This is a genomic window from Streptomyces sp. NPDC058691 (genome assembly GCF_042714775.1).
Taxonomy (GTDB): Bacteria; Actinomycetota; Actinomycetes; order Streptomycetales; family Streptomycetaceae; genus Actinacidiphila.
Window position 1 is genome coordinate 20,391 of the sequence record NZ_JBHXSO010000044.1, and the last position, 20,917, is coordinate 41,307.

Annotated in this window: 18 protein-coding genes; 8 read left to right on the forward strand and 10 right to left on the reverse strand. The window is 73.5% G+C overall.

Features of this window, described 5'->3' with window-relative positions; all coding sequences use genetic code 11:
* Window positions 1-9: 9 nt before the first annotated feature.
* From ACFWVC_RS27340 to ACFWVC_RS27355, 4 genes are all read right to left on the reverse strand, one after another.
* Complete coding sequence (locus ACFWVC_RS27340) at window positions 10-1,287, reverse strand: CHAD domain-containing protein (protein WP_384291867.1); 1,278 nt, start codon at window positions 1,285-1,287, stop codon at window positions 10-12.
* On the reverse strand, window positions 1,268-3,568 hold the full coding sequence (locus ACFWVC_RS27345) for an RNA degradosome polyphosphate kinase (protein WP_384291871.1): 2,301 nt from the start codon (window positions 3,566-3,568) through the stop codon (window positions 1,268-1,270). The genes ACFWVC_RS27340 and ACFWVC_RS27345 overlap by 20 nt, the downstream gene beginning before the upstream one ends.
* A gap of 360 nt (window positions 3,569-3,928) precedes the next feature.
* Window positions 3,929-4,882, reverse strand: a complete 954-nt coding sequence (gene mshD, locus ACFWVC_RS27350) for a mycothiol synthase (protein ID WP_384291875.1) — start codon at window positions 4,880-4,882, stop codon at window positions 3,929-3,931.
* On the reverse strand, window positions 4,879-6,111 hold the full coding sequence (locus ACFWVC_RS27355) for an MFS transporter (RefSeq protein ID WP_384291878.1): 1,233 nt from the start codon (window positions 6,109-6,111) through the stop codon (window positions 4,879-4,881). The genes mshD and ACFWVC_RS27355 overlap by 4 nt, the downstream gene beginning before the upstream one ends.
* 200 nt (window positions 6,112-6,311) lie before the next feature.
* Here ACFWVC_RS27355 and ACFWVC_RS27360 point away from each other — a divergent pair, with 200 nt between their 5' ends.
* From ACFWVC_RS27360 to ACFWVC_RS27380, 5 genes are all read left to right on the forward strand, one after another.
* The gene (locus ACFWVC_RS27360; protein WP_384291881.1) at window positions 6,312-8,105 is read left to right on the forward strand and encodes a bifunctional metallophosphatase/5'-nucleotidase; all 1,794 of its coding nucleotides are present in this window, start codon (window positions 6,312-6,314) and stop codon (window positions 8,103-8,105) included.
* Window positions 8,106-8,591: 486 nt separating this feature from the next.
* Window positions 8,592-8,885: a hypothetical protein gene (locus ACFWVC_RS27365; RefSeq protein ID WP_384291884.1), complete on the forward strand. Its 294-nt coding sequence runs from the start codon at window positions 8,592-8,594 to the stop codon at window positions 8,883-8,885.
* On the forward strand, window positions 8,885-10,072 hold the full coding sequence (locus tag ACFWVC_RS27370; protein ID WP_384291887.1) for a glutathionylspermidine synthase family protein: 1,188 nt from the start codon (window positions 8,885-8,887) through the stop codon (window positions 10,070-10,072). The genes ACFWVC_RS27365 and ACFWVC_RS27370 overlap by 1 nt, the downstream gene beginning before the upstream one ends.
* Before the next feature lie 91 nt (window positions 10,073-10,163).
* Window positions 10,164-11,090, forward strand: coding sequence for a RimK family alpha-L-glutamate ligase (locus ACFWVC_RS27375; protein WP_384291890.1), 927 nt, complete (start codon window positions 10,164-10,166; stop codon window positions 11,088-11,090).
* 148 nt (window positions 11,091-11,238) lie between these two features.
* Window positions 11,239-13,026, forward strand: coding sequence for a ricin-type beta-trefoil lectin domain protein (locus ACFWVC_RS27380; RefSeq protein ID WP_384291894.1), 1,788 nt, complete (start codon window positions 11,239-11,241; stop codon window positions 13,024-13,026).
* Window positions 13,027-13,044: 18 nt separating this feature from the next.
* Here the strand turns inward: ACFWVC_RS27380 and ACFWVC_RS27385 are convergent, their stop codons facing one another.
* From ACFWVC_RS27385 to ACFWVC_RS27410, 6 genes are all read right to left on the reverse strand, one after another.
* A complete protein-coding gene (locus tag ACFWVC_RS27385) occupies window positions 13,045-14,463 on the reverse strand; it encodes a sensor histidine kinase (protein ID WP_384291898.1) in 1,419 nt (472 codons plus the stop codon).
* The gene (locus ACFWVC_RS27390; RefSeq protein WP_384291902.1) at window positions 14,463-15,200 is read right to left on the reverse strand and encodes a response regulator transcription factor; all 738 of its coding nucleotides are present in this window, start codon (window positions 15,198-15,200) and stop codon (window positions 14,463-14,465) included. The genes ACFWVC_RS27385 and ACFWVC_RS27390 overlap by 1 nt, the downstream gene beginning before the upstream one ends.
* A gap of 93 nt (window positions 15,201-15,293) precedes the next feature.
* On the reverse strand, window positions 15,294-15,479 hold the full coding sequence (locus ACFWVC_RS27395; protein ID WP_384291906.1) for a hypothetical protein: 186 nt from the start codon (window positions 15,477-15,479) through the stop codon (window positions 15,294-15,296).
* Between the two features lie 28 nt (window positions 15,480-15,507).
* Window positions 15,508-16,560: a S1C family serine protease gene (locus ACFWVC_RS27400; protein ID WP_384291910.1), complete on the reverse strand. Its 1,053-nt coding sequence runs from the start codon at window positions 16,558-16,560 to the stop codon at window positions 15,508-15,510.
* 155 nt (window positions 16,561-16,715) lie between these two features.
* Window positions 16,716-17,738, reverse strand: coding sequence for a LacI family DNA-binding transcriptional regulator (locus ACFWVC_RS27405; protein WP_384291913.1), 1,023 nt, complete (start codon window positions 17,736-17,738; stop codon window positions 16,716-16,718).
* Window positions 17,739-17,804: 66 nt separating this feature from the next.
* Window positions 17,805-18,602: a response regulator transcription factor gene (locus ACFWVC_RS27410; protein WP_384291915.1), complete on the reverse strand. Its 798-nt coding sequence runs from the start codon at window positions 18,600-18,602 to the stop codon at window positions 17,805-17,807.
* A gap of 190 nt (window positions 18,603-18,792) precedes the next feature.
* Between ACFWVC_RS27410 and ACFWVC_RS27415 the strand changes: the two genes are divergently transcribed.
* The 3 genes from ACFWVC_RS27415 (at window position 18,793) to ACFWVC_RS27425 (ending at window position 20,883) form a co-directional block, all read left to right on the forward strand.
* Complete coding sequence (locus ACFWVC_RS27415; protein WP_384291920.1) at window positions 18,793-19,617, forward strand: alpha/beta hydrolase; 825 nt, start codon at window positions 18,793-18,795, stop codon at window positions 19,615-19,617.
* Between the two features lie 86 nt (window positions 19,618-19,703).
* Window positions 19,704-19,967 (forward strand): MoaD/ThiS family protein, encoded by a 264-nt coding sequence (locus tag ACFWVC_RS27420; RefSeq protein WP_384291924.1) that lies wholly within the window; start codon window positions 19,704-19,706, stop codon window positions 19,965-19,967.
* Between the two features lie 4 nt (window positions 19,968-19,971).
* Complete coding sequence (locus ACFWVC_RS27425) at window positions 19,972-20,883, forward strand: hypothetical protein (protein WP_384291928.1); 912 nt, start codon at window positions 19,972-19,974, stop codon at window positions 20,881-20,883.
* Window positions 20,884-20,917 lie beyond the last annotated feature (34 nt).

A 20,917-nucleotide genomic window follows, 5' to 3' on the forward strand; every position in this document is an offset into this window, starting at 1 on the left:
GGGCCGTCGTCAACGGCTCCACAGGTGGGCGAAGGCGTAGCGGGCGGCCTCCACCTCCAGGCGCTGGTCGGCGTGGAGGACGCCCAGCGCGTACGCCGTGGCCGGGGCGATCCGCGGGGTGCGGGCCGCGGCCGTGACGGCCGCCGCCGCCTCCGCGGCCTCGCGGTGCTGCTCCAGCACCCGGGCCGCCGCGGTGAGCCGGGCGGTCGGCTCGACGTCGTCGTACGGGAAGACCTCCTGCGCGTAGCGGCGCAGGCGCAGCAGGACGCGGACCCGGTTCCACGGCACGTCCTGACGCTCGGCCACCAGCTCGGTGGCCAGGGCGGCGTAGAGCGCGTCGGCGTTGTACGGGTGCCGGGCGCGCGCCAGCGCCAGATCGCCGGCGGCCTCGTTCAGCCGGGCGTGCGACTGCTCGGCGAGCAACGGCAGCACGGCCTCGGCGGGCTGGTGCGCCGCAGGGGTCAGCGGTACCTCGGAGGCGAGCAGCGCCACCGCGTCGACCACGGCGTGGAAGCGGGAGGAGCCCATCGCCTGAAGGGCGGCGGAGTGCGCCCGGGTCCGTGCCAGGGTGAGCTGACGCTCCAGCAGGGCGCCGGCCCGGGCGGCGCCCACGGCCAGCGGCCCGGTGCCGGTGCCGCGCTCGGCGGCGGCCGGGGAGGGCGCGGGCGTGCGCCTGCCGGTGGCGGCGCGGGCGGTGCCGGTCAGGGCCTCGGTGCCCGGGGCGGTGCGTGCCGAGGGGTCGCGGAGGGCCTCGGCGGTGCCGGTGCCGTTCGTGCGGTCGGCGGACACCGGCTCGGCCGCGGCCTGCGGGTGGTCCGCGGCGGGGCCCTCGCGCTCGCCGGACGCGGGGAGCCACAGGCTCAGTTCGTCGTCGGCCTGCGAGGCCGCGGCGGTGCCGGCGGCCTCCTCGGCGGAGGCGAGCCGCTGCAGCGCGGTGATCAGCCGGGCCATGCGCGCGGCGTACTGATGCTCGCGGCCCAGGGTGCTGGACAGCCAGCCGAGTTCGGCACGCAGCGGGTCGGCCCACGCCGGGTCGGTCAGCGACCCGTACGTGTGCAGGGCGCCGGCGATGCGGCGCGCCGAACGGCGCATGAGGCGGCCTGCCTCGGCGCTGTCGTCCTGCGGGCGGCCGGGCTCGCCCTCGCGCGGAGCCAGCGCGCGCAGGAATCCGGTGGCCTGGTCACGCAAGTACTGTTCGAGCACGGAGCCGGCGTCACGGCCGGGGAGCCCGTCGGCGGTGAGGCCGACGGGCGTCGCTGCCGCCGTGTCAGGGTGTCGCTGGGCCACGCCGGCGCCTCCGCGCGTCGATGAGCATCTCCTGGATATGAGGCAGCGGACGCCCTTCGGCGTCGGTGCCGTGCCGGGTCCAGTCGCCGTCGGGGCCGAGCCACCAGGACGAGGTCTCGTCCGAAGTGCCGGTCTCCAGCAGACGGTTCAGGGAGGCGCAGTGGGCGGCGTCGGAAACCCGTACCAGCGCCTCGATCCGGCGGTCGAGGTTGCGGTGCATCATGTCGGCGCTGCCGAGCCACACTTGCGGGTCGCCGCCGTTGGCGAAGATGAAGACCCGGGAGTGCTCCAGGAAGCGGCCGAGCACGCTGCGCACGCGGATGTTGTCCGACAGGCCGGGGACGCCGGGGCGCAGCGCGCAGATGCCGCGCACCCAGATGTCGACGGGGACACCCGCCATGGAGGCCTGGTAGAGAGCGTCGATGATCGCCTCGTCGACCATCGAGTTGACCTTGATGCGGATGTAGGCCGGCCGGCCCTCACGGTGCTTGGCGATCTCGCCGAGGATGCGCTCTATCAGCCCGTCGCGCAGACTGCGCGGAGCCACCAGCAGCCGATTGTAGGACTCGCGGCGCGAGTAGCCGGACAGCCGGTTGAACAGGTGGGAGAGGTCGGCGCCGACCTGCGGGTCGGCGGTGAGCAGCCCCAGGTCCTCGTACAGCCGCGCGGTCTTGGGGTGGTAGTTGCCGGTGCCGACGTGGCTGTAGCGCCGCAGGTTCTCGCCCTCCTGGCGGACCACCAGCGACAGCTTGCAGTGCGTCTTCAGCCCGACCAGGCCGTAGACGACGTGACAGCCGGCCTCCTCGAGCTTGCGGGCCCACTTGATGTTGGCCTGCTCGTCGAAGCGCGCCTTGATCTCGACCAGCACCAGCACCTGCTTGCCGGCCTCGGCGGCGTCGATCAGCGCGTCCACGATCGGCGAGTCGCCGGAGGTGCGGTAGAGCGTCTGCTTGATCGCCAGCACGTCGGGGTCCTGGGCGGCCTGCTCCAGGAAGCGCTGCACCGAGGTGGAGAAGGAGTTGTACGGGTGGTGCAGCAGCACGTCCCGCTCGCGCAGCGCCGCGAAAACGTCGGTGGCGTGCGCGGACTCGACCTCGGCGAGGTCCGGGTGCGTGCCGCCGACGAACTTGGGGTACTTCAGCTCCGGCCGGTCCTGGCCCGCGACGGCGAACAGCCCGGTCAGGTCGAGCGGGCCGGGCAGCGGGTAGACCTCCGCGTCCGCGATGTTCAGCTCCTGGGCCAGGGTGTCCAGCGCCTTGGTGGAGATCGACTCCTCGACCTCCAGGCGGACCGGCGGGCCGAAGCGGCGGCGCAGCAGTTCCTTCTCCAGGGCCTGGAGGAGGTTCTCGGTGTCGTCCTCCTCCACCTCCAGGTCCTCGTTCCGGGTCACCCGGAACATGTGGTGATCGAGCACCTCCATGCCCGGGAACAGCTCTTCCAGGTGCGCGGCGATGACGTCCTCGAGCGGGACGAAGCGCTGCGGGCTCGCCTCCAGGAAGCGGGACAGGATCGGCGGGACCTTCACACGGGCGAAGTGATCGTGGCCGGAGACCGGGTTCCGCACGGTGACGGCCAGGTTCAGGGACAGGCCGGAGATGTACGGGAACGGGTGCGCCGGGTCGACCGCCAGCGGCGTCAGGACCGGGAAGATCTTGTTGCGGAACAGCGTGAACAGCCGGGCCTGCTCCTGCTCGGTGAGGTCGCCCCACCGGATGATGTGGATGCCCTCGGCAGCCAGCTCGGGGGCCACCTCGGTCTGGAAGCAGGCGGCATGCCGCGCCATGAGCTCGCGGGAGCGGGTCAGGATGTTGTCCAGCACCCGGCTCGGTGACAGTCCGGAGGCCGAGCGCTGGGCCACGCCGGTGGTGATGCGGCGCTTCAGTCCGGCGACCCGGACCATGAAGAACTCGTCCAGGTTGCTCGCGAAGATCGCGAGGAAGTTGGCGCGCTCCAGCAGCGGGGTCGCCGGGTCCTCGGCGAGCTCCAGCACCCGCTCGTTGAAGGCCAGCCAGCTCTGCTCGCGGTCCAGGAAGCGGTCGGCGGGCAGATCGGGGCCCGCCGGCGTGGTCTTCTCCAGGACGGTCGTCACGGTGACGGCCGCGCCGCCCTCGTCGGACGTGCGCTGCCGGGCGTCCATGCGGGTGATCTCGGGGTGCAGCGGCGGCACCACGTGCGGCCGGCCGTACGCGGGAGACGCGTCGGACTCGGCGGACGCGTGGGTGTCGCTCTCGGAACCGGACCGGTCGGTCCCCGCGTTGGTGGGGTGTTTCATCGAGGCCATCGGTGCGAGCCCTCCTCCGGATCCGGCACGTCGTTCACGTGGACGGCGGCGCACGGAACCCGGCCGCCGGCCATGCCCCCATTGTCCCCGGACCTGGCGGATACCGGCAGGTCGGGGAGGGGAAGGCGGCGTGTGGCGGGCGGATGCATTCAGCGATGCTCGCAAGCGAGTTTGAATCGCCGGTAACGGTTAGATGGCGGTCAGGAAAGCGCCACCCGTACCGGCCGTGACCGTGTGATCACCGAGAAGGGGCGCGACGGGGCCCGGCGGGGCGTCCGTTTCCCCTCCGTCCCGCCCTCTCGCGCGCTGCCCCGCGCTTCCCGCGGGGCCGCCGCTTCGCCCGCTTTGCCCGCCGCTCGTTCAGCTCTCGGTGCGGTACATCAGGTCGACTTCGTGGGTGGTGAAGCCGAGGCGCTCGTAGACGGCGACCGCGGGGGCGTTGTCGGCGTCCACGTAGAGCATCGCGGTGGGCAGCGCGCGGTCCCGGGCGAGGTGGCGCAGTCCGATCAGGGTGAGGGCGCGGCCGAGACCGCCGCCCTGCTCGTCGGGGTGGATGCCGAGGACGTAGACCTCGCCCAGGCCCTGCTGGGCGTGGACCTTGGTCCAGTGGAAGCCGGCGAGGCGGTCGCCGCGGAAGGCCAGGAAGAAGCCGGCCGGGTCGAACCAGGGCTCGGCCTTGCGGTCGTCGAGGTCGCGCTGGGTGAGGCTGCCCTGCTCGGGGTGGTGGGCGAAGGCGGCGGCGTTCACCGCGAGCCACGCGGCGTCGTCCTGACCCGGGACGAAGGGGCGCACGGTGACGCCCTCCGGCAGCACGGGCTCGGCCAGCGGCGCACCGCTCGCTCCCTCCACCGCGCCGTCCAGGGGGCGGCGCATCTGGCGCAGCTCGCGGAAGAGGGCGAGTCCGAGCAGCCCGGCCAGGTGCCGCGCGGCGGGGTGGCCGCCGTGCGCCCAGATCCGCAGCCGCTTGCCGGAGGCGGCGAGCAGTGCGTGCCCGAGGGCGCGGCCGTGGCCCTGGATGCGGTGGTCGGGGTGGATGACCATCTCGGCGGCCGGGGCCTCGACGGGATCGGTGTCCTCCAACTGGGCATACCCGACGAGCGTGCCGTCGGCTTCGACCAGCAGGTGGCGGACGCCCTCGCGGGCGCCGCCGCGCAGGTGGATCCGGGCCTGCTCGGACACCGCGGCCTGGCCGTCGGCCGCCGCGGCCTCCTCGATCAGCGTCAGTACCGCGTCGGCCGTCTTCGGTGTCAGCTCGTTCACGGTCTCGATCCGGCGGGGGCCCACCGCGGTCTGCTGCGCTGCTGCGTCGGTCATGGAACTGAGCTTACGACCGCTCGCCGCCGTGGGGAGTCCACCGGTACGAGCAGTGCGGCTCCGCAGGCGACGACCGCGGCGGTGGCCAGGGCGGGCCAGTAGCCGGTGGCGGAGATCGCAGCCGCGCTCAGCGGCGGGACGACGGCCGCGGTGAGGTTCTGGCCCGTGTTGTGGACGCCGAGGGCGCGGCCGGACCAGGCGGCCCCGGCGCGTTCCGCGGTGGCGGTGAAGGACAGGCCGTTGGTACTGGCGGTGATGCCGACCGACAACACCAGGGCGGCGGCGGTGAGAGGCGAGGGGAAGGCCGCGGTGAACGCGGCGGCGGCGACCACGGCGGCGGTGACCGCGGCCAGTTGCCGCATCGGGCGCAGCCGGCTGCCGGCCCGGTCCGACCAGCGCCCCGCGGCGATGCGGGTGGCCGCGCCCAGCACCTGCGCGCCGGCGATCAGCCGGCCGGCGTCCACCGCGGACCAGCCGCGGGTGTCCACGAGCAGCACGAGCGCGAAGGCGCCCGCGGTGAACTGCGGCACGACCAGCAGGGCCCCCGCGCCGTGGATCCGCCACAGCGTCGACGAGCCCCGGTAGGGGTTGGCGGCCGCTTCCGCCGCCGCCCCGGTCCCCGCCGGGCGCGCCGGGTCGGCGGCCAGCACGGCGACCGCGGCGGCGATGAGCGCGCACACCGCGGCCAGGAAGCCGAAGGCGCCGCCGATGCCGTACGCGGCGGCCAGGGGCGGCATGGTCAGCGCGGCCACGCCCATGCCGAGCGGGGTGGAGGTCTGCCGGATGCCCATGGCCAGGCCGCGTTCCCGCGCGGTGAACCAGCCCATGACGAGCCGTCCGCTCGCGGAGTACACCGAGGCGGCGGCCGCTCCGGCGAGGACGAGCAGCGCCCCGAGCGCCACCGTGCCGCCCCCGGCGGCCGTCACGGCGGCGGTGGCGGCCAAGAGCGCGGCGGCGCCGCCCAGTCCGGTGGCGATGACGATTCGCTCGCCGTGGCGGTCGGCGAGGGCTCCCCAGGCGACGAGAGCGGCGACGAGGCCTACCGTGGGACAGGCGATGAGCAGGCCGATCCGGGGCAGCGACAGATGTGCGGAGTCGCGCAACTCGGCGGCCAGATAGGGAATTCCATAGACGAACGCGCAGGCGGCGGTCTGTGCCGCGGTGCCCAGGGCCAGCATCAGCCAGCGGCGGCGCATGGCGTGCACCTCCTCGGTCGGTGGTGGGCGCAACTATGCTCCTCGACTGAATGGCGAGACAGATGATTTCGGCATGTGAGACGAATGAGTCCGGTCGGCCGCCCGCCCCGGACAGTGGCAATCTGGCCTTAACCGCAAAGCCACTGACAACTACGCGCGTTGACCCTAGGCTGCGGCGGGTCCTCCCCTCTCAACCCTTCACCTTTTTCGCTCACGTCTAAGGGGACCCACCCATGTCTGCGAACCAACCCCGGCGCCACGCCGCCCGCAAGGTCGCCGCGGCGGCCACGGGTCTGGCGGCGCTCGGCGCGCTCGCCATCGCGATGCCGACGGCCCAGGCCCACGAGTCCCGGCACAGCGCGGAGCGCGACCGCACCGTGGACCTCCAGATGCTCGCCATCAACGACTTCCACGGCAATCTGGAGCCCCCGGCCGGTTCCTCCGGCCGCGTCACCGAACTCCAGGCGGACGGCACCACCAAGACCATCGACGCCGGCGGCGTGGAGTACCTGGCCTCCAGCCTGCGCAGCGCCCGCGTGGGCCACAAGCGCACCGTGACCGTCGCGGCCGGTGACATCGTCGGCGCCAGCCCGCTGCTGTCGGGCCTGTTCCACGACGAGCCGACCATCGAGGCCATGAACAAGCTGGGCCTGGACGTCACCGGCGTGGGCAACCACGAGTTCGACGAGGGCAAGGACGAACTGCTCCGCCTGCAGAAGGGCGGCTGCCACCCGACGGACGGCTGCTACGAGAAGGGCCGCAAGTTCAAGGGCGCCGACTACCCGATCCTGTCGGCGAACGTCGTCAACGAGAAGACCGGCAAGCCGCTGCTCGCGCCTTACACCATCGAGCACATCAAGGGCATCAAGGTCGGCTTCATCGGCGTCACCCTGGAGAGCACGCCGGACATCGTCACGGCCGAGGGCGTCAAGGGCCTGAAGTTCCTCGACGAGGTCGAGACGATCAACAAGTACTCCAAGGAGCTCAAGTCCAAGGGCGTCAACGCGATCGTCGCCCTGGTCCACGAGGGCGGTTTCCCGGCCTCCGGCTCCTACAACTACGACTGCGACGCGGGCGGCGACGGCAAGGGCCTGTCCGGCCCGATCGTCGACATCGCCAAGAACACCTCGCCCGACGTCGACGCGCTGATCACGGGGCACACCCACAACGCGTACGTGTGCACCATCCCCGACCCCAAGGGCAACGACCGCCTGGTCACCAGCGCCGCCTCCTTCGGCCGGCTCTACACCGAGCTGAACATGAAGTTCGACAAGCGCACGGACGACATCGTCCGCGCCTCCGTCGTCGGCTCCAACCACGTCGTGAACCGCACCCAGAACAAGGCCGCGGACCTGACCCAGCTCGTCAGCCACTGGCAGACGCTGGCCGCCCCGGTCGCCAACCGGACCGTCGGCTGGATCTCCCAGGACATCACCCGCAACGGCAACGAGTCGCCGCTCGGTGACCTCATCGCCGACGCGCAGCTGGCCTACGGCAAGACCCTGGACCCGGGCACCGACCTGGCCCTGATGAACCCCGGCGGCATCCGCACCGACCTGGTCCACAAGGCCTCCGGCTCCGAGGGCGACGGCGTGGTCACCTACGCCGAGGGCTTCGCCGTCCAGCCGTTCAGCAACACGGTCAACCTGAAGGACCTCACCGGCGCCCAACTGGTCACCGTGCTGCAGCAGCAGGTCAGCGGCGCCAACGCCGCCGCGCCGAAGATCCTCCAGATCTCCGCGGGCCTCACCTACACGCTGGACCTCAGCAAGACCGGCGCCGACCGCATCGTGGCCGGCTCGGTCAAGCTGGGCGGCGTCCCGATCGACCCGGCGGCCACCTACCGCGTCGCGATGAACAACTTCCTCGCGGGCGGCGGTGACGGCTTCGGCGAGCTCGCCAACGGCACCAACCAGGTGGTCGGCGGCGACGACCTGGCGGCCCTGAACGCCTACCTGACCGCCAACTCCTCGGCCTCCGCGCCGCTGGCGGCGCCGGCGGCGAACCGGATCACCGTCGTGCAGTAACCAACCGGCCTCGCACCACCGCCGGTTCGAAGAAGGGGCGGCCGTCCGACGGGACGGCCGCCTCTTCTTTCCTCTATGGGTGCGCGGTTCCGCCGGCGGCACGGAAGGGTGCTCGTGGGCCGCTGCCGCCTCGACCGTGTGGGTGACTCGGCGCCGGGTTCCGGACACCGCTGGGAGACCGCGTTCGCCCGCGCCGGCACCGGGTGCGCCGGGGACCGGCGGATCGCCCGGGCGGGACGGCCGCGAGCGCGCCCGGGACGCCGCGGACCCACGGCCGCCCCGCGCGTTCCGCCTGCTTCTGCGGCCACGGCGAGGCCGCGGCGTATCCACCCGGGGTGCTCGGCGCGCGGACCGCGAACCGGCCGCGGCCGGACTCCGGCGACCTCGGCACGACCCCGCCGCCGACCGGACGCGGCGGCCGGCCGCGGTGCCGTGACCCCGACCCCCGGTCGCCGGGGGCCCCGCACATCTCCATAACCTGTGCGCATGACGACGACGGAGCGACGGCGGTTCAGGTCCGGCACGGTGATCCTCGGGAGCATGGGTGTGCTCGCCGCGGCCCTGGCCGCCTGCGGCTCCGAGCCCGACAAGCGCTGCGTGGATCCCCACACGTACAAGACCCTGCCGAAGTCGAGTTGCGAGAGCGGGGGCAGCGGGCACTACTACTACGGCGGCAGCGTCCGCGGCGGCAAGGTCGGGGGCGGCAGCTTCGACGAGTCGTCCGTGAAGACCGGCGGCTTCGGCGGCCACGGCACGGGCCACCGCTCCGGCGGCGGCTGATGCGGCGCCGCACCGCCGAGCCCCGCCCCGGCTGGCAGCGGATCGTGGAGGACCAGGGCGTCGTCTACCCGCTGACCCGCCATCCGGACGGGACGCTGCGCCCCTACTGGGACGAGAGCGCCTACTACGAGTTCTCACTGCCCGAGGTCGAGGAGCTGGAGGAGACCGTTGCGGACCTGCACGCGATGTGCCTGGCCGCGGCCGCGCACATCGTCGAGCGGGACCGTTTCGCCGACCTCGGCATCCACGACCCCCACCTGGCCGCCCGCATCGCCGAGTCCTGGCACCGCAGGACCGAACTGCCCAGCCTCTACGGGCGTTTCGACCTGCGCCACGACGGCGCCGGCGGCCCGGCCAAGCTGCTGGAGTACAACGCCGACACCCCCACCTCCCTGGTGGAGGCGGCCAGCGCCCAGTGGTTCTGGATGGAGGACCGGTTCCCCGGCGCCGACCAGTGGAACTCCCTGCACGAACGCCTGGTCGCCGCGTGGAAGCGGCAGGCCCCCCTGCTGCCGCCCGGGCCCGTGCACTTCGCGCACTCCGAGGGCGACGAGCTCGGCGAGGACCTGATGACGGTCGCCTATCTGCGCGAGACCGCCGAGCAGGCGGGGCTGGAGACCCGCGCTCTGTCGGTGGAGTCGATCGGCTGGGACGGCCTATCGCGGCGCTTCGTCGACGACCGGCTGGGCTTCATCCGCAGCTGCTTCAAGCTCTACCCCTGGGAATGGCTGGCCGACGACCCCTTCGGCGGCCACGTCCTGGAGACCCTCGACAACGGCGGCGGCACCGGCAGCACCTGCTGGATCGAGCCCGCATGGAAGATGCTGCTGTCCAACAAGGCGCTCCTGGCCGTGCTGTGGGAGCTCTACCCCGGCCATCCCAACCTGCTCGCCGCACACCTCGACGGCCCGCGCGCGCTGGCGGCCACGACCGGCTGGGTCGCCAAGCCGCTGCTGGGCCGTGAGGGCGCGGGCGTCACCGTCCACCGCGCAGGGGAGCCCGTGGCCGTACGGGACGACGAGCCCTGCTGCTACCAGGAACTGGCCCCGCTGCCCGTCTTCGACGGCAACCACGTCGTGCTGGGCGCCTGGGTCGTGGACGGCGAGCCGGCCGGGCTCGGCATCCGGGAGTCGGCGGGCCCGGTCACCGACGGGTACGCCCGCTTCGTGCCGCACGTCATCCGCTGAGCGGCGCCGCTGGGCCGTGCCGCTAAGCCGCGCCGCGGACGGCACGGCGCGCCCCTGGCGGGAACGGCCCGGCTGCAGGAATGCTGTCACCGTGACCGGAGCACTCCGCGCCGACGTGTGGCTGCTGCTCGGCCACGGCGTCGAGGAGAGCCCGGTCGTCGGGCGGCTCCAGGCCGCCCTCGCCGAGGAGTTCGGCCCGCGCTGCGCCGTCGTCCGCACCGCCGACCTGCTGCTCGGCGTCCGTACGGGCCGGCTGGCGCTCTACGGCCTCGACGGCCGGCCCGTCGAGGCTCCCCGGGTCGTCCTCGCCCGCATGATGTCGCCGGGCCTGGGCGCCGAGCGCGAGATCACGCTGCTGCGCCACCTCCAGGCCCTGGGCGCCGTCCTGGTCAACCCCATCGACTCCGTCATGGCCTGCGTCAACAAGGTCTGGCAGCTGCAGCAACTCGCCCTCGCCGGGCTGCCGGTGCCGGACACGCTCAGCTACGCCGACGCACCCCTGGAGGCGGTGGTCGACGCCCCGGGAATGGTGCCGGAGCCGTGTGTGGTCAAGGCGGTGCGCGGGCACCGCGGACGGCGGGTCTTCCTCGCCCCGGACACCGCGATGCTGCGGGACGTCCAGGGCAGCCTGCGCCACGAGACGCCCTATCTCTTCCAGGAGTACGTCGCCCACTCCCACGGCCGCGACCTGCGCGTGGTGGTCGTCGACGGCCGGGCCGTGGCCGCCCAGACCCGCACCGGCCACGGCGCCGGACTGAAGTCCAACCTCGCCCAGGGCGGCACCGCGACGCCCTGCTCCGGGCGCTACCCCCGGGCCGAGGCGCTGGCCGTGCGCGCCGCCGGGGTGCTCGGGCTCGCCGTGGCCGGAGTGGACCTGCTCTTCGCACCGGACGGGGACTTCGTCCTGTGCGAGGTCAACGCCAACGTCGGCTGGGGCGAGGCGATGGGAGAGGTCGCGGCCGCCGTCACCGCCGCCTGCGCCGCGCGGCTGCCGGGCGGTGCGCCGAGCACAGGGTGACATCCCGGCCGCGCTGCGTACGAGATTTCCCGTTCACCCGTCCCACGGCGGGTAGTTACCACCGGAAACACTTTCCTCGGCAGTAACTTGTGCCGCACCATGGGCACCCCCGTCCTCCAGGCCCATCAATGCGTCCGGGTGGTCATCCGTGTCCCAACCGCACAAGGCGCCCGTCTACGACGAGTTGTCCGACGCCGCTCTCACCGAGCGCGTGCGGGCCGGCGCGCCGACCGCCTACCCGGCGACCGAGGAACTGCGCCGCCGTCATCTGCCCGCCGTCGTGTGCTATGCCCGGCTGTGCGCCCGTGACGAGGAGTCCGCCGGGCAACTGGCGGCGCAGGCCTTCGCGTTGGCCTGGCAGGAGGTGCACCGGGGGGTCGACCCGCGCGGCGCGTGGCGGCACCGGCTGCTCATGCTCGTCCACCAGGCGGGCGCGGTCTGGGCCGCCGGCAGCCGGCGGGTCCGGCTGAACGGGGAGTACGCCGCCTTCATCGACGTGATCCGCGCCCGGGACAGCGGCATGACGAGCCCGCCCGGCCTGCCGGGCATGCCCGTCCACCCGCGGCACCGACTGGCCGAGGGCTCCGCCCTGTTCGGGGCTTTCGCCGCCCTGCGGCAGAGCACGCAGGGCATCCTCTGGCACACCGTCGTCGAGCGGACGCCCGAGGCCGACGCGGCGCTGTGGACCGGCGAGCGGCGCTCCGAGATGGCCGACCTCGGGGCCCGGGCGCTGGACGCGTACCGAGAGTCCTACCTGCGCACCTATCTGGAACGCAGCGAGGACCCGGCGTGCCGGGGCTTCGGCCGCATCCTGGACGCCGCCGCCCGCCGGGACGACGCGCGGCAGAACGAGGACCTGGAGCGGCACCTCGCCGGGTGCGCCGACTGCGCCAAGGCCCTGGAGTTCCTGATCGTGCTGGAGCGCGACCCGCGCCCTCTGCTCGGCACGGCCCTGGTCGCCTGGGCTGGGCCCGCCTACCTCGCGGCGCTCGCCGCGCCCGCGCCGCCTCCCGCCCCGCCGGCCGCGCCCACACCGGTCTCCCGGCGCAAGCCGCGACCGAGCCCCTTGGACAGGCTCACCTGGCTCACCCGCTTCGTGCGGCCGGCCCCGGCCTCCCGGCGCAAGCCGAGGCCGAGCCCCTTGGACAGGTTGACCCGGTTCACCCGGTTCGCCGGGGCCACCTGGCCCGCCCGGCTGGTGCGGCTGCGCACCCGCTACCCGACGCCGCTGATCACGCTCGTCCTGGCCTCCGCCGCGGTCATGGCCGTCACCGGCCTGGTGTACGTCGCCGGCGACTCCGACCCGGCGGGCGGCCAGGCCGCCCAGTCGCCGCCGGTCTTTCCTTCGGCTTCCGTCACCGTGACGGAGACCGCTACGGCCACGGCGACCGCCACGGCCACGGTCACCGGCTCGCCCACGGCCGGCCCGACCAGGACCGCCACGCCGTCGCCGCCGAGGACGCCGAGCGGGGCCGCGACCCACCGCATCCCGGCCGCACCCACCACCCCGACGCCCACGCCGAAGCCCCCGGGCAGCAGCTTCGCCCAGGTCGTGAACAGCGACTCCGGCCTGTGCCTGGACGTGCGCGACGAGGACTTCTCCAACGGCTCGGACGTCATCCTCGCCGGCTGCGACCCCGATTCCGCCGCGCAGCGGTGGCGGGTGGAGCCCCAGGGGGTGCTGCGCAACGCCGGCGACTCCGACTACTGCCTCGACTCCCGCGGTGACACCGACCGCGGGCTCGGCGTCTGGCGCTGCTCGTCCGCCGACGGCAGGCACGCCGAGAACCTGTTCTTCCTCGTCGACAGTCTCGGCCGCATCCGCCCGCAGATCGACCTCGGTGTCGCAGCCGCCCCCGACGGCGGCACACCGGGTGCCACGCTCTCCTTCGAGTCCGTGGGCGACGCCACCGGCCAGCGCTGGCAGGCCGGTTAGCGGGGACGGGGAGACCGGTCAGGTGTCGTCCCCGGCCGGCGGGGTCGGGCCGCCCGGGAGATAGACCACGGCCGTGGTGCCGCCGCCGCTCGCGGGCTCCAGGCGAACGGTGCCGTCCGCCTGCTCCACGGTGCGGGCCACGATGGACAGGCCCAGGCCCGAGCCGGGGAGGCTGCGCGCGGAAGTGGAGCGCCAGAAGCGCTCGAAGACATGCGGCAGATCCTCGGGCGGCACGCCGGGGCCGTGGTCGCGGACGGTCAGCTCGCCGCCGTGCAGGCCCACTTCCACCGACCCGGCCGGCGGGCTGAACTTCACCGCGTTGTCCAGCAGGTTGATCACGGCCCGCTCCAGGGCGCCGGGTTCGGCCCGTACGTACCACGGCGCCAGTTCCGCCGTGATCTTCAGATCCGGGCCGGTGCGCAGCCGGGCCCGTTCCAGGGCCGCCTCCACGGCCTCGTGGAACGCCACCGTCTGCAGCGGGCCGCCGCCTTGCACCGCCTGCGGACGCGACAGCTCCTGGAGGTCCCCGATGAGCGCCGCCAGCTCGCCCATCTGGGCCTTCACCGAGCTCAGCAGCTCGCGCCGGTCCTGCGGCGGCAGCGCCCTGCCGGTCATCTCGCTGCGTTCCAGCAGCTCGATGTTGGTGCGCAGCGAGGTGAGCGGGGTGCGCAGTTCGTGGCCGGCGTCGGCGATCAGCTGCTGCTGCAGCTCCTGGGAGGAGGACAGGGCGGCCGTCATCGCGTTGAAGGAGGCCGACAGCCGTGCGATCTCGTCGTCGCCGTGCACCGGGATGCGGACGCTGAGGTCCTCGGTGCGCGCGATGTGCTCGACGGTGCGGGTGAGCCGGTCCACCGGCTTCAGGCCGGCGCGGGCGACCGCGAGGCCGGCGACGCTGGCGCCGATCACCCCCAGGCCGCCGACGGCCAGGAGGATCAGGCCCAGGGTGTTGAGCGACTCGGTGACCTCGTCGAGCGGGCGGGCCACCGTGTACGCCCCGTCGGTGTTGAGCAGCGGCAACGTCACGGCGCGGTACTGGTTGCCGTCGGAGCCGGTCACCGTGTGGAGCGCCTCACGCAGCGTGCCCTTGGCGACGTCGGTGTCCGCCGAGGTGACGTGCAGCGACTGGGCGCCCTGGATCACACAGCTGGCACCGGTCCGCGAAACGACCTGGACGGTGGAGTTGAAGGGATTGGGGACCTGGTCGTCGGAGGCGGGCGGCTCGGTCGTGCACAGGCCCGCGCGCAGCTGGTCGACGACCCTTCCCGGGGGCATCCGGTTGTCGCGCAGCGAGTTGTCCAGCGAGTTCATGAGGGTCCCGCGGACGAAGAACCAGCACAGGAGCGCGCTCGCGGTCACCGCCGCCGCGACCGCCACCGCCGTCAGGATCGCCAGCCGGGAGCGCAGCGGCAGGGAACGGAAGCGCACCATGCGGCGCATCAGCCCTTGCCCTCCGCGTTGCGCAGCACGTAGCCGACGCCCCGGACGGTGTGGACGAGCCGGGGGAGGCCGCCGATCTCGGTCTTGCGGCGCAGGTACATGACGTACACGTCCAGGGAGTTGGAGCTCGGCTCGAAGTCGAAGCCCCACACGGCCTTGAGGATCTGCTCCCGGGTGAGCACCTGGCGCGGGTGCGCGAGGAACATCTCCAGCAGCGTGTACTCGGTGCGGGTCAGCTCCACCGGCTCGCCGGCCCGGGTGACCTCGCGGGTGGCGGTGTCCATGCGCAGGTCGGCGAAGGACAGCGCGCTCTCCTCGGCGGCGCCGCCGGACAGGGCGGAGGCGTACGAGCTGCGCCGCAGCAGCGCCCGCAGGCGGGCGAGGAGTTCGTCGAGCTCGAAGGGCTTGACGAGGTAGTCGTCGGCGCCGGCGTCGAGTCCGGTGACCCGGTCGCCGACCGTGTCGCGGGCGGTGAGCATGAGGATCGGGGTGTTGGTGCCGCTGGAGCGCAGGCGGCGGGCGGTGGTGAGGCCGTCCATGCGCGGCATCAGCACGTCCAGGACGATCGCGTCCGGCCGGTAGACGTCGACCTGGTCGAGTGCCGCCAGGCCGTCCTCGGCGAGGGCGGTCTCGTAGCCCTCGAAGGCGAGGCTCCGCTTCAGCGCCTCACGGACCGCGGGCTCGTCGTCCACGATCAGGATGCGGGCCGGGGCCTCGCCGTTCTCGCCGGGGCTCATGCGTCTTTCACCTCGTGCAGAAAGTGGTCCGGGGCTTGGATCTGTGCTGCCGTCGTGTCGTGCTGTGTCGTGCCGTGCGCTGCTGCTGCATTCCTAGCCTTGCACGAGGGCCAGACGGTGCGCGGCGCGCGAGCGGCGGGCGTACCGGCGGGCGTAGCGGCGGTTGGCGGCGATCTCGGGCTCGCGCGGCGCCTGGGCCGGGAAGTGGATCAGGGCGAGGTCCGCGGGGCCGGCAGGGATGCCGGCGGGGTGCAGGGCGGTGCTGAGGATGACGTTCATGACGGTCCGTCCCTTCGGGAGGGAGCGGTCAGCTGTCGCTGCCGCCGTTGCGCAGGGTGTCGAGGTCGGCCTTGACGGTGTCGACGGGGATCGCGAATCCGAGGCCGATGCTGCCGGCGGCGCTGTCGCCGGACGAGGAGGAACTGGACGAGTACATGGCCGAGTTGATGCCGATGATCTCGCCGTTCATGTTGATCAGGGCGCCACCGGAGTTGCCGGGGTTGAGCGAGGCGTCGGTCTGGATCGCCTTGTACGTGGTCGTGGACGAGCCGACGTCGCCGTTGTACTGGCCGCCGCCGAACTGGAACGGCCACCGGTCGTCGTCGCCGCCGAAGCCGCCGCCCTGCCGCTGCCCCTGCCCCTCGCTCTGCCCCTCGTCGGCGGCGACCGTGACGTCGCGGTCGAGCGCGGAGACGATGCCGCTGGTGACGGTGCCGGTCAGGCCCTCGGGGGAGCCGATGGCCACGACCTCGTCGCCGACCGCGACCTGGCGGGAGTCGCCGAGCGCCGCCGGGGTCAGGCCGCTCACGTCCTCGGCCTTGAGCAGGGCCAGGTCCTTGGCGCTGTCGGTGCCGACCACCTTCGCGGTCGCGGTCTTCCCGGAGCTGAAGGTGACCTTGACGGTGTCCGCGCCGGAGATGACGTGGTTGTTGGTGACGATCTCGCCGCCACCGGTGACGATCACGCCCGAGCCGGTCGACTCGCCGGCCGACGAGGAGGCGCGGACCTCCACGATGCTCGGGCTCACGGCCGCGGCGACCGAGGCGACACCGCTGGTGCCCTTCGCGCTCGTGCCGATCACCCGGGTCGAGGTCGCGGCGGTCTGCGAGGCCGTAGCGTTCCCGATCAGCGCCGCCGTTCCACCGCCGACCAGCGCCGAGACCAGCGCCACGGCGGCGACCAGCGGTACCGACCGCCTGGGCCCGCGCCGGGCGGCGGCGGGCTCCACCGGTGCGGGCGCGCCGTACGGGTGCATCCCGTACACGGTGGCCTGCGGGTCATAGGGCGGGGGCGGCGGGTAGGCCGCGGGACCGTTCCGGTGCTCGTCTGCGCCGCTGTCGCGCTGGGAGTTCTCGTTCATGACAACGACTGTGCGGCCCGAACATGAGAGCTTCCTGAGCGTGCCCTGAGAACCGGGGCAGAGTTCCGTATGCCCGATATAAAGACGGAAGGCGCAGGTCAGCGGTGTGCGGTGAGGCAGGTCCGAGCGCATGCGCCCGGACCTGCGGGAACGCCCTACTGGCAGCCGCAGCTGCGCCGCACGACCAGCCGGGACGGGAACTGCCGCAGCCGCTCACGCCGCGAACCGGAGACCCGCAGCCCGTCGTCCAGCACCAGGTCCACCGCCGCCCGCGCCATCGCCTCGCGGTCCGAGGCGACCGTGGTCAGCGGCGGATCGGTCAGCCCGGCCTCCTTGACATCGTCGAAGCCGGCCACGGCCAGCTCGCCGGGTACGTCGATCCGCAGCTCGCGCGCGGCCCGCAGCAGCCCGATGGCCTGGTCGTCCGTCGCGCAGATGATCGCCGTCGGCCTGCCCGGCCGGGCCAGCAGCTCCAGGCCGACCTTGTAGGCGTCGTAGCGGTTGTACGGGGCGGAGAACAGGCGGCCCTCGACGCTCCGGCCGGCCTCCTGCATCGCCCGCCGCCAGCCCTCGACGTGGTCGGTGACGGGGTCGCCGGACTTCGGGGTGATCTCGGTGCCGCCGAGGCAGGCGACGTACTCGTGCCCGTGCTCCAGCAGGTGCCGGGTCGCCAGCTGCGCTCCGCCGACGTCGTCCGTCACGACCGCGACGTCGTCGATCGCCTCCGGACGCCGGTGGAGCAGCACGACCCGCGCGTCCCAGGCGTCTATCTCGATGGCGGCGTGCTCGCTCGGCCCCTGCGAGATCAGGATCAGCCCGGACACCCGCATGCCGAGGAAGGCCCGCAGGTAGTGGACCTCGCGCTCGTCCAGGTAGTCGGAGTTGCCGACCAGCACCATCTTGCCGCGCTCGGCGGCCGCCCGTTCCACGGCGTGCGCCATCTCCGCGAAGAACGGCTGCCGAGCGTCCGGCACGATGAGGCCTATCAGGTCGGTCCGGCGGCTGGCCATCGCCTGGGCCACCCGGTCAGGGCGGTAACCGAGCTGCTTGATGGCCGCCTGCACACGCTCGCGCGTCGCCGGCGCCACCGGCCGTGGTCCGTTGTTGATGACGTAGCTGACGACCGCGGTCGACGTCCCCGCAAGCCTGGCCACATCGTCCCGCGTCACCTTTGCCACGGGCCGAGTCTACGCGGGTCCACCCGTGCATCCCACTGTCTGCTCACAGCCGTGACCCGGGTGTGATCAGGCGTTGCGGGCCGCCAGGGCGGCCGCCTCGGCGGACTCGTGCTCCGATGCCTGTTCCGGCCCGTGGTCCCGCTCCCCGTGTGGCGGCGCCGCCTTGGCCGGCTCGTCCGCGGGCCGGTCGCCCTTCTCGGGGGTGACGAAGCGGTAGCCGACGTTGCGGACCGTGCCGATCAGCGAGTCGTGCTCGGGGCCGAGCTTCGCGCGCAGCCGCCGGACGTGGACGTCGACCGTGCGCGTGCCGCCGAAGTAGTCGTAACCCCAGACCTCCTGCAGCAGCTGGGCCCGGGTGAAGACCCGGCCGGGGTGCTGGGCCAGGTACTTCAGCAGCTCGAACTCCTTGAAGGTCAGGTCCAGGACCCGGCCCTTGAGCTTGGCGCTGTACGTGGCCTCGTCCACCGACAGGTCGCCGTTGCGGATCTCCATCGGACCGTCGTCGACGGTGATCTGCTGCCGGCCCATCGCCAGCCGCAGCCGGGCCTCGACCTCGGCCGGGCCCGCGGTGTCCAGCAGGACGTCGTCGATGCCCCAGTCGGCGGTCACGGCGGCCAGCCCGCCCTCGGTGACCACCAGGACCAGCGGGCAGCCGGGCCCGGTGGACCGCAGCAGTTGGCACAGCGAGCGGACCTGCGGGAGGTCGCGCCGGCCGTCGATCAGGATCACGTCGGCGCCGGGGGTGTCCACCAGTGCCGGCCCCTCCGCGGGGGCCACCCGGACGCTGTGCAGCAGCAGCCCCAGTGCCGGGAGCACCTCGGTGCTCGGCTGGAGCGCGTTCGTCAGAAGGAGGAGTGAGCTCACCGGCCGCTCCCGTCGTTCATCGTCCGGCCATGCGTCTTCCGCTTGCCCATTGCAAACCCTCCTCGGTCCCGCGAGGACGTGTGCGTGCGCCTGTCTGCGCCGTCCGGGACTGCTCGGCATGGCCCGGAAAGCGCGAAAGGACCCGGGGGCGACGCTGCCCGGATCCTCTTGACCCAAGAGAATAGCCCACATGGAGTCGGTAAGTGAGTCCCATGGTGCGGGTTTGTGTGTTCCGTCGGTCGCTCGCGGTGGTCGGCGTGCGGTGCTGTCGACCGAGGACGGGGTGCGCATCGACGCCGCGTACGCGCCCGGAGGGACGGAGGACGGCCTCGCGATCGTCGTCGCGCACGGTTTCACCGGCGCCCTGGAGCGGCCCGCGGTGCGGCGCGCGGCGGAGATCTTCGGACGGGTGGACGGCGTCGGGGGCGTCGTCACGTTCTCCTTCCGCGGCCACGGCCGCTCCGGAGGGCACTCCACGGTGGGCGACCGCGAGGTGCTCGACCTCGACGCGGCCGTGCGCTGGGCGCGGCTCGCCGGGCACCGGCGTGTCGTGTCGGTCGGCTTCTCCATGGGCGGCTCCGTGGTGCTGCGGCACGCGGGGCGCACAACGGCGCACGAAGGGGCGCACGTTGACGCCGTCGTCTCCGTGAGCTCCCCCGCGCGCTGGTACTACCGCGGTACGGCGCCCATGCGGCGGGTGCACTGGGCCATCACCCGGCCCGCCGGACGGCTGCTCTCCCGCGGCCTGTTCCGCACCCGTATCCACCACAAGGACTGGAACCCCGTCCCCGTCCCCCCGTTCCAGGCCGTCCCCTTCATCGCTCCCACTCCGCTGCTGATCGTCCACGGCGACCGCGACGGCTACTTCCCGCTCGACCACCCCCTCTCCCTCGCGGAGGCGGCAGGCGACGGAGCCGACCTGTGGATCGAACCCGGCTTCGGCCACGCGGAGAACGCCGCACCGGACGAGCTCCTGCGCTGCATCGCGACCTGGGCGGCGGCCCGCGTGCCGTAGCGGGCGACCCGCGGCGCCGCCGCCACGCGGCGCTGCGTCATCATGGACGGCGGCAGGACCCGTGAGGGCAAGGGGAAGGAGCCGCCATGGCGGCACACGGCACGATCCGGTACTGGGCCGCGGCCAAGGCCGCCGCAGGCGCCGCGGAGGAGCCCTACCGCGAGGGCACGCTCGCCGAGGCGCTGAACGCGGCCCGCGAGCGCCACGTGGCGCGCCCCGAGTTCGCCCGGGTGTTGTCCAACTGTTCGTTCGTGGTCGACGGGAACCCCGTCGGCACCCGGGATCATTCCGGGATCGAACTGGCCGACGGCGGCACGGTCGAGGTGCTCCCGCCGTTCGCGGGAGGATGAGCGCGTGACCGACAACCACGACTGGTACGCCCCGGGCCCCGGGCCCCTGCCGGCGCACAGCCACGACAGCACGGCCGTCCTGCCGCCCGTCGGCGACGAGGGCCCGGCCGCCCCCGCCCCCGCCCCCGGCGGGCGGGCCGCCCGGCGCCGCCAGGCCGGCCGGACCCCCGTGGAGCGCACCGGGTCGCCGATCATCGCGCCCGGCATGCAGCCCGCCGCCGTGACCGCGGCCCTCGCGCTGCTGCTGATGGGCGGCGCCCTGCTCGGCCGGCCGGCACTGGCCGCCGCGGCCGTGCTGCTGCAGGCGGTGACCGCGGCCGGCTGGTTCCGCCTGAACGGGATGTGGCCCGCCCGGCAGGGCATCGCGCTGGCGTTCCTGGCGGGTGTGACGGCCGAGGTCGCGGTGCTGGTGGACGGGGCCGACAACGCCCCGGCCGTCATCATCGGCACGCTCGGCGTGTGGCTGCTGTTCGTGCTCGTCATGCATCTGCGCCACCAGGGGACGCCCGAGGAACGGCTCTCCTCGCTCACCGCGACCGCCGCCTCGACGCTGATCACCGTGCTGGCGACGGGTTACCTGGCGGCCACGGCCGTCCCGGCTGGCAAGGACGCGGTCGTGACCGCCCTCGCCGCGGTGGCCGTCGCGACCCTGGCGCGGGCTCTTCCGCTGCCGGGCGTGGTGTCCGTGCCGGTCGCGCTCGCGGCCGCCGCGGGCAGCGGGATCGCCCTCGGGCGCCTGGAGACGGCGGACGGGGCGCTGATCGCGCTCGTCGCCGGGGTGTGCGCGCTGATCGGCCTGCGGGTGGCCAGTTACGACTTCCCGTCCCGGTTCGTGCACTTCACGGCGGGTGTGGCGCTGCCGCTCACCGCGGCCGCACCGGCCGTCTACGTGATGGCAAGGGCGCTCCTAGGCTGACCGGCTAGGGTCGGGTCGCGGTACGGGCACCGCA

Coding starts and splice junctions, on each gene's coding strand:
- ACFWVC_RS27400 (WP_384291910.1), bottom strand. CDS start 16,560: ATGAACGAGAACTCCCAGCGCGACAGCGGCGCAGACGAGCACCGGAAC.
- mshD (WP_384291875.1), bottom strand. CDS start 4,882: ATGACCGACGCAGCAGCGCAGCAGACCGCGGTGGGCCCCCGCCGGATC.
- ACFWVC_RS27415 (WP_384291920.1), top strand. CDS start 18,793: ATGGAGTCGGTAAGTGAGTCCCATGGTGCGGGTTTGTGTGTTCCGTCG.
- ACFWVC_RS27360 (WP_384291881.1), top strand. CDS start 6,312: ATGTCTGCGAACCAACCCCGGCGCCACGCCGCCCGCAAGGTCGCCGCG.
- ACFWVC_RS27390 (WP_384291902.1), bottom strand. CDS start 15,200: ATGAGCCCCGGCGAGAACGGCGAGGCCCCGGCCCGCATCCTGATCGTG.
- ACFWVC_RS27420 (WP_384291924.1), top strand. CDS start 19,704: ATGGCGGCACACGGCACGATCCGGTACTGGGCCGCGGCCAAGGCCGCC.
- ACFWVC_RS27395 (WP_384291906.1), bottom strand. CDS start 15,479: ATGAACGTCATCCTCAGCACCGCCCTGCACCCCGCCGGCATCCCTGCC.
- ACFWVC_RS27385 (WP_384291898.1), bottom strand. CDS start 14,463: ATGCGCCGCATGGTGCGCTTCCGTTCCCTGCCGCTGCGCTCCCGGCTG.
- ACFWVC_RS27365 (WP_384291884.1), top strand. CDS start 8,592: ATGACGACGACGGAGCGACGGCGGTTCAGGTCCGGCACGGTGATCCTC.
- ACFWVC_RS27345 (WP_384291871.1), bottom strand. CDS start 3,568: ATGGCCTCGATGAAACACCCCACCAACGCGGGGACCGACCGGTCCGGT.
- ACFWVC_RS27370 (WP_384291887.1), top strand. CDS start 8,885: ATGCGGCGCCGCACCGCCGAGCCCCGCCCCGGCTGGCAGCGGATCGTG.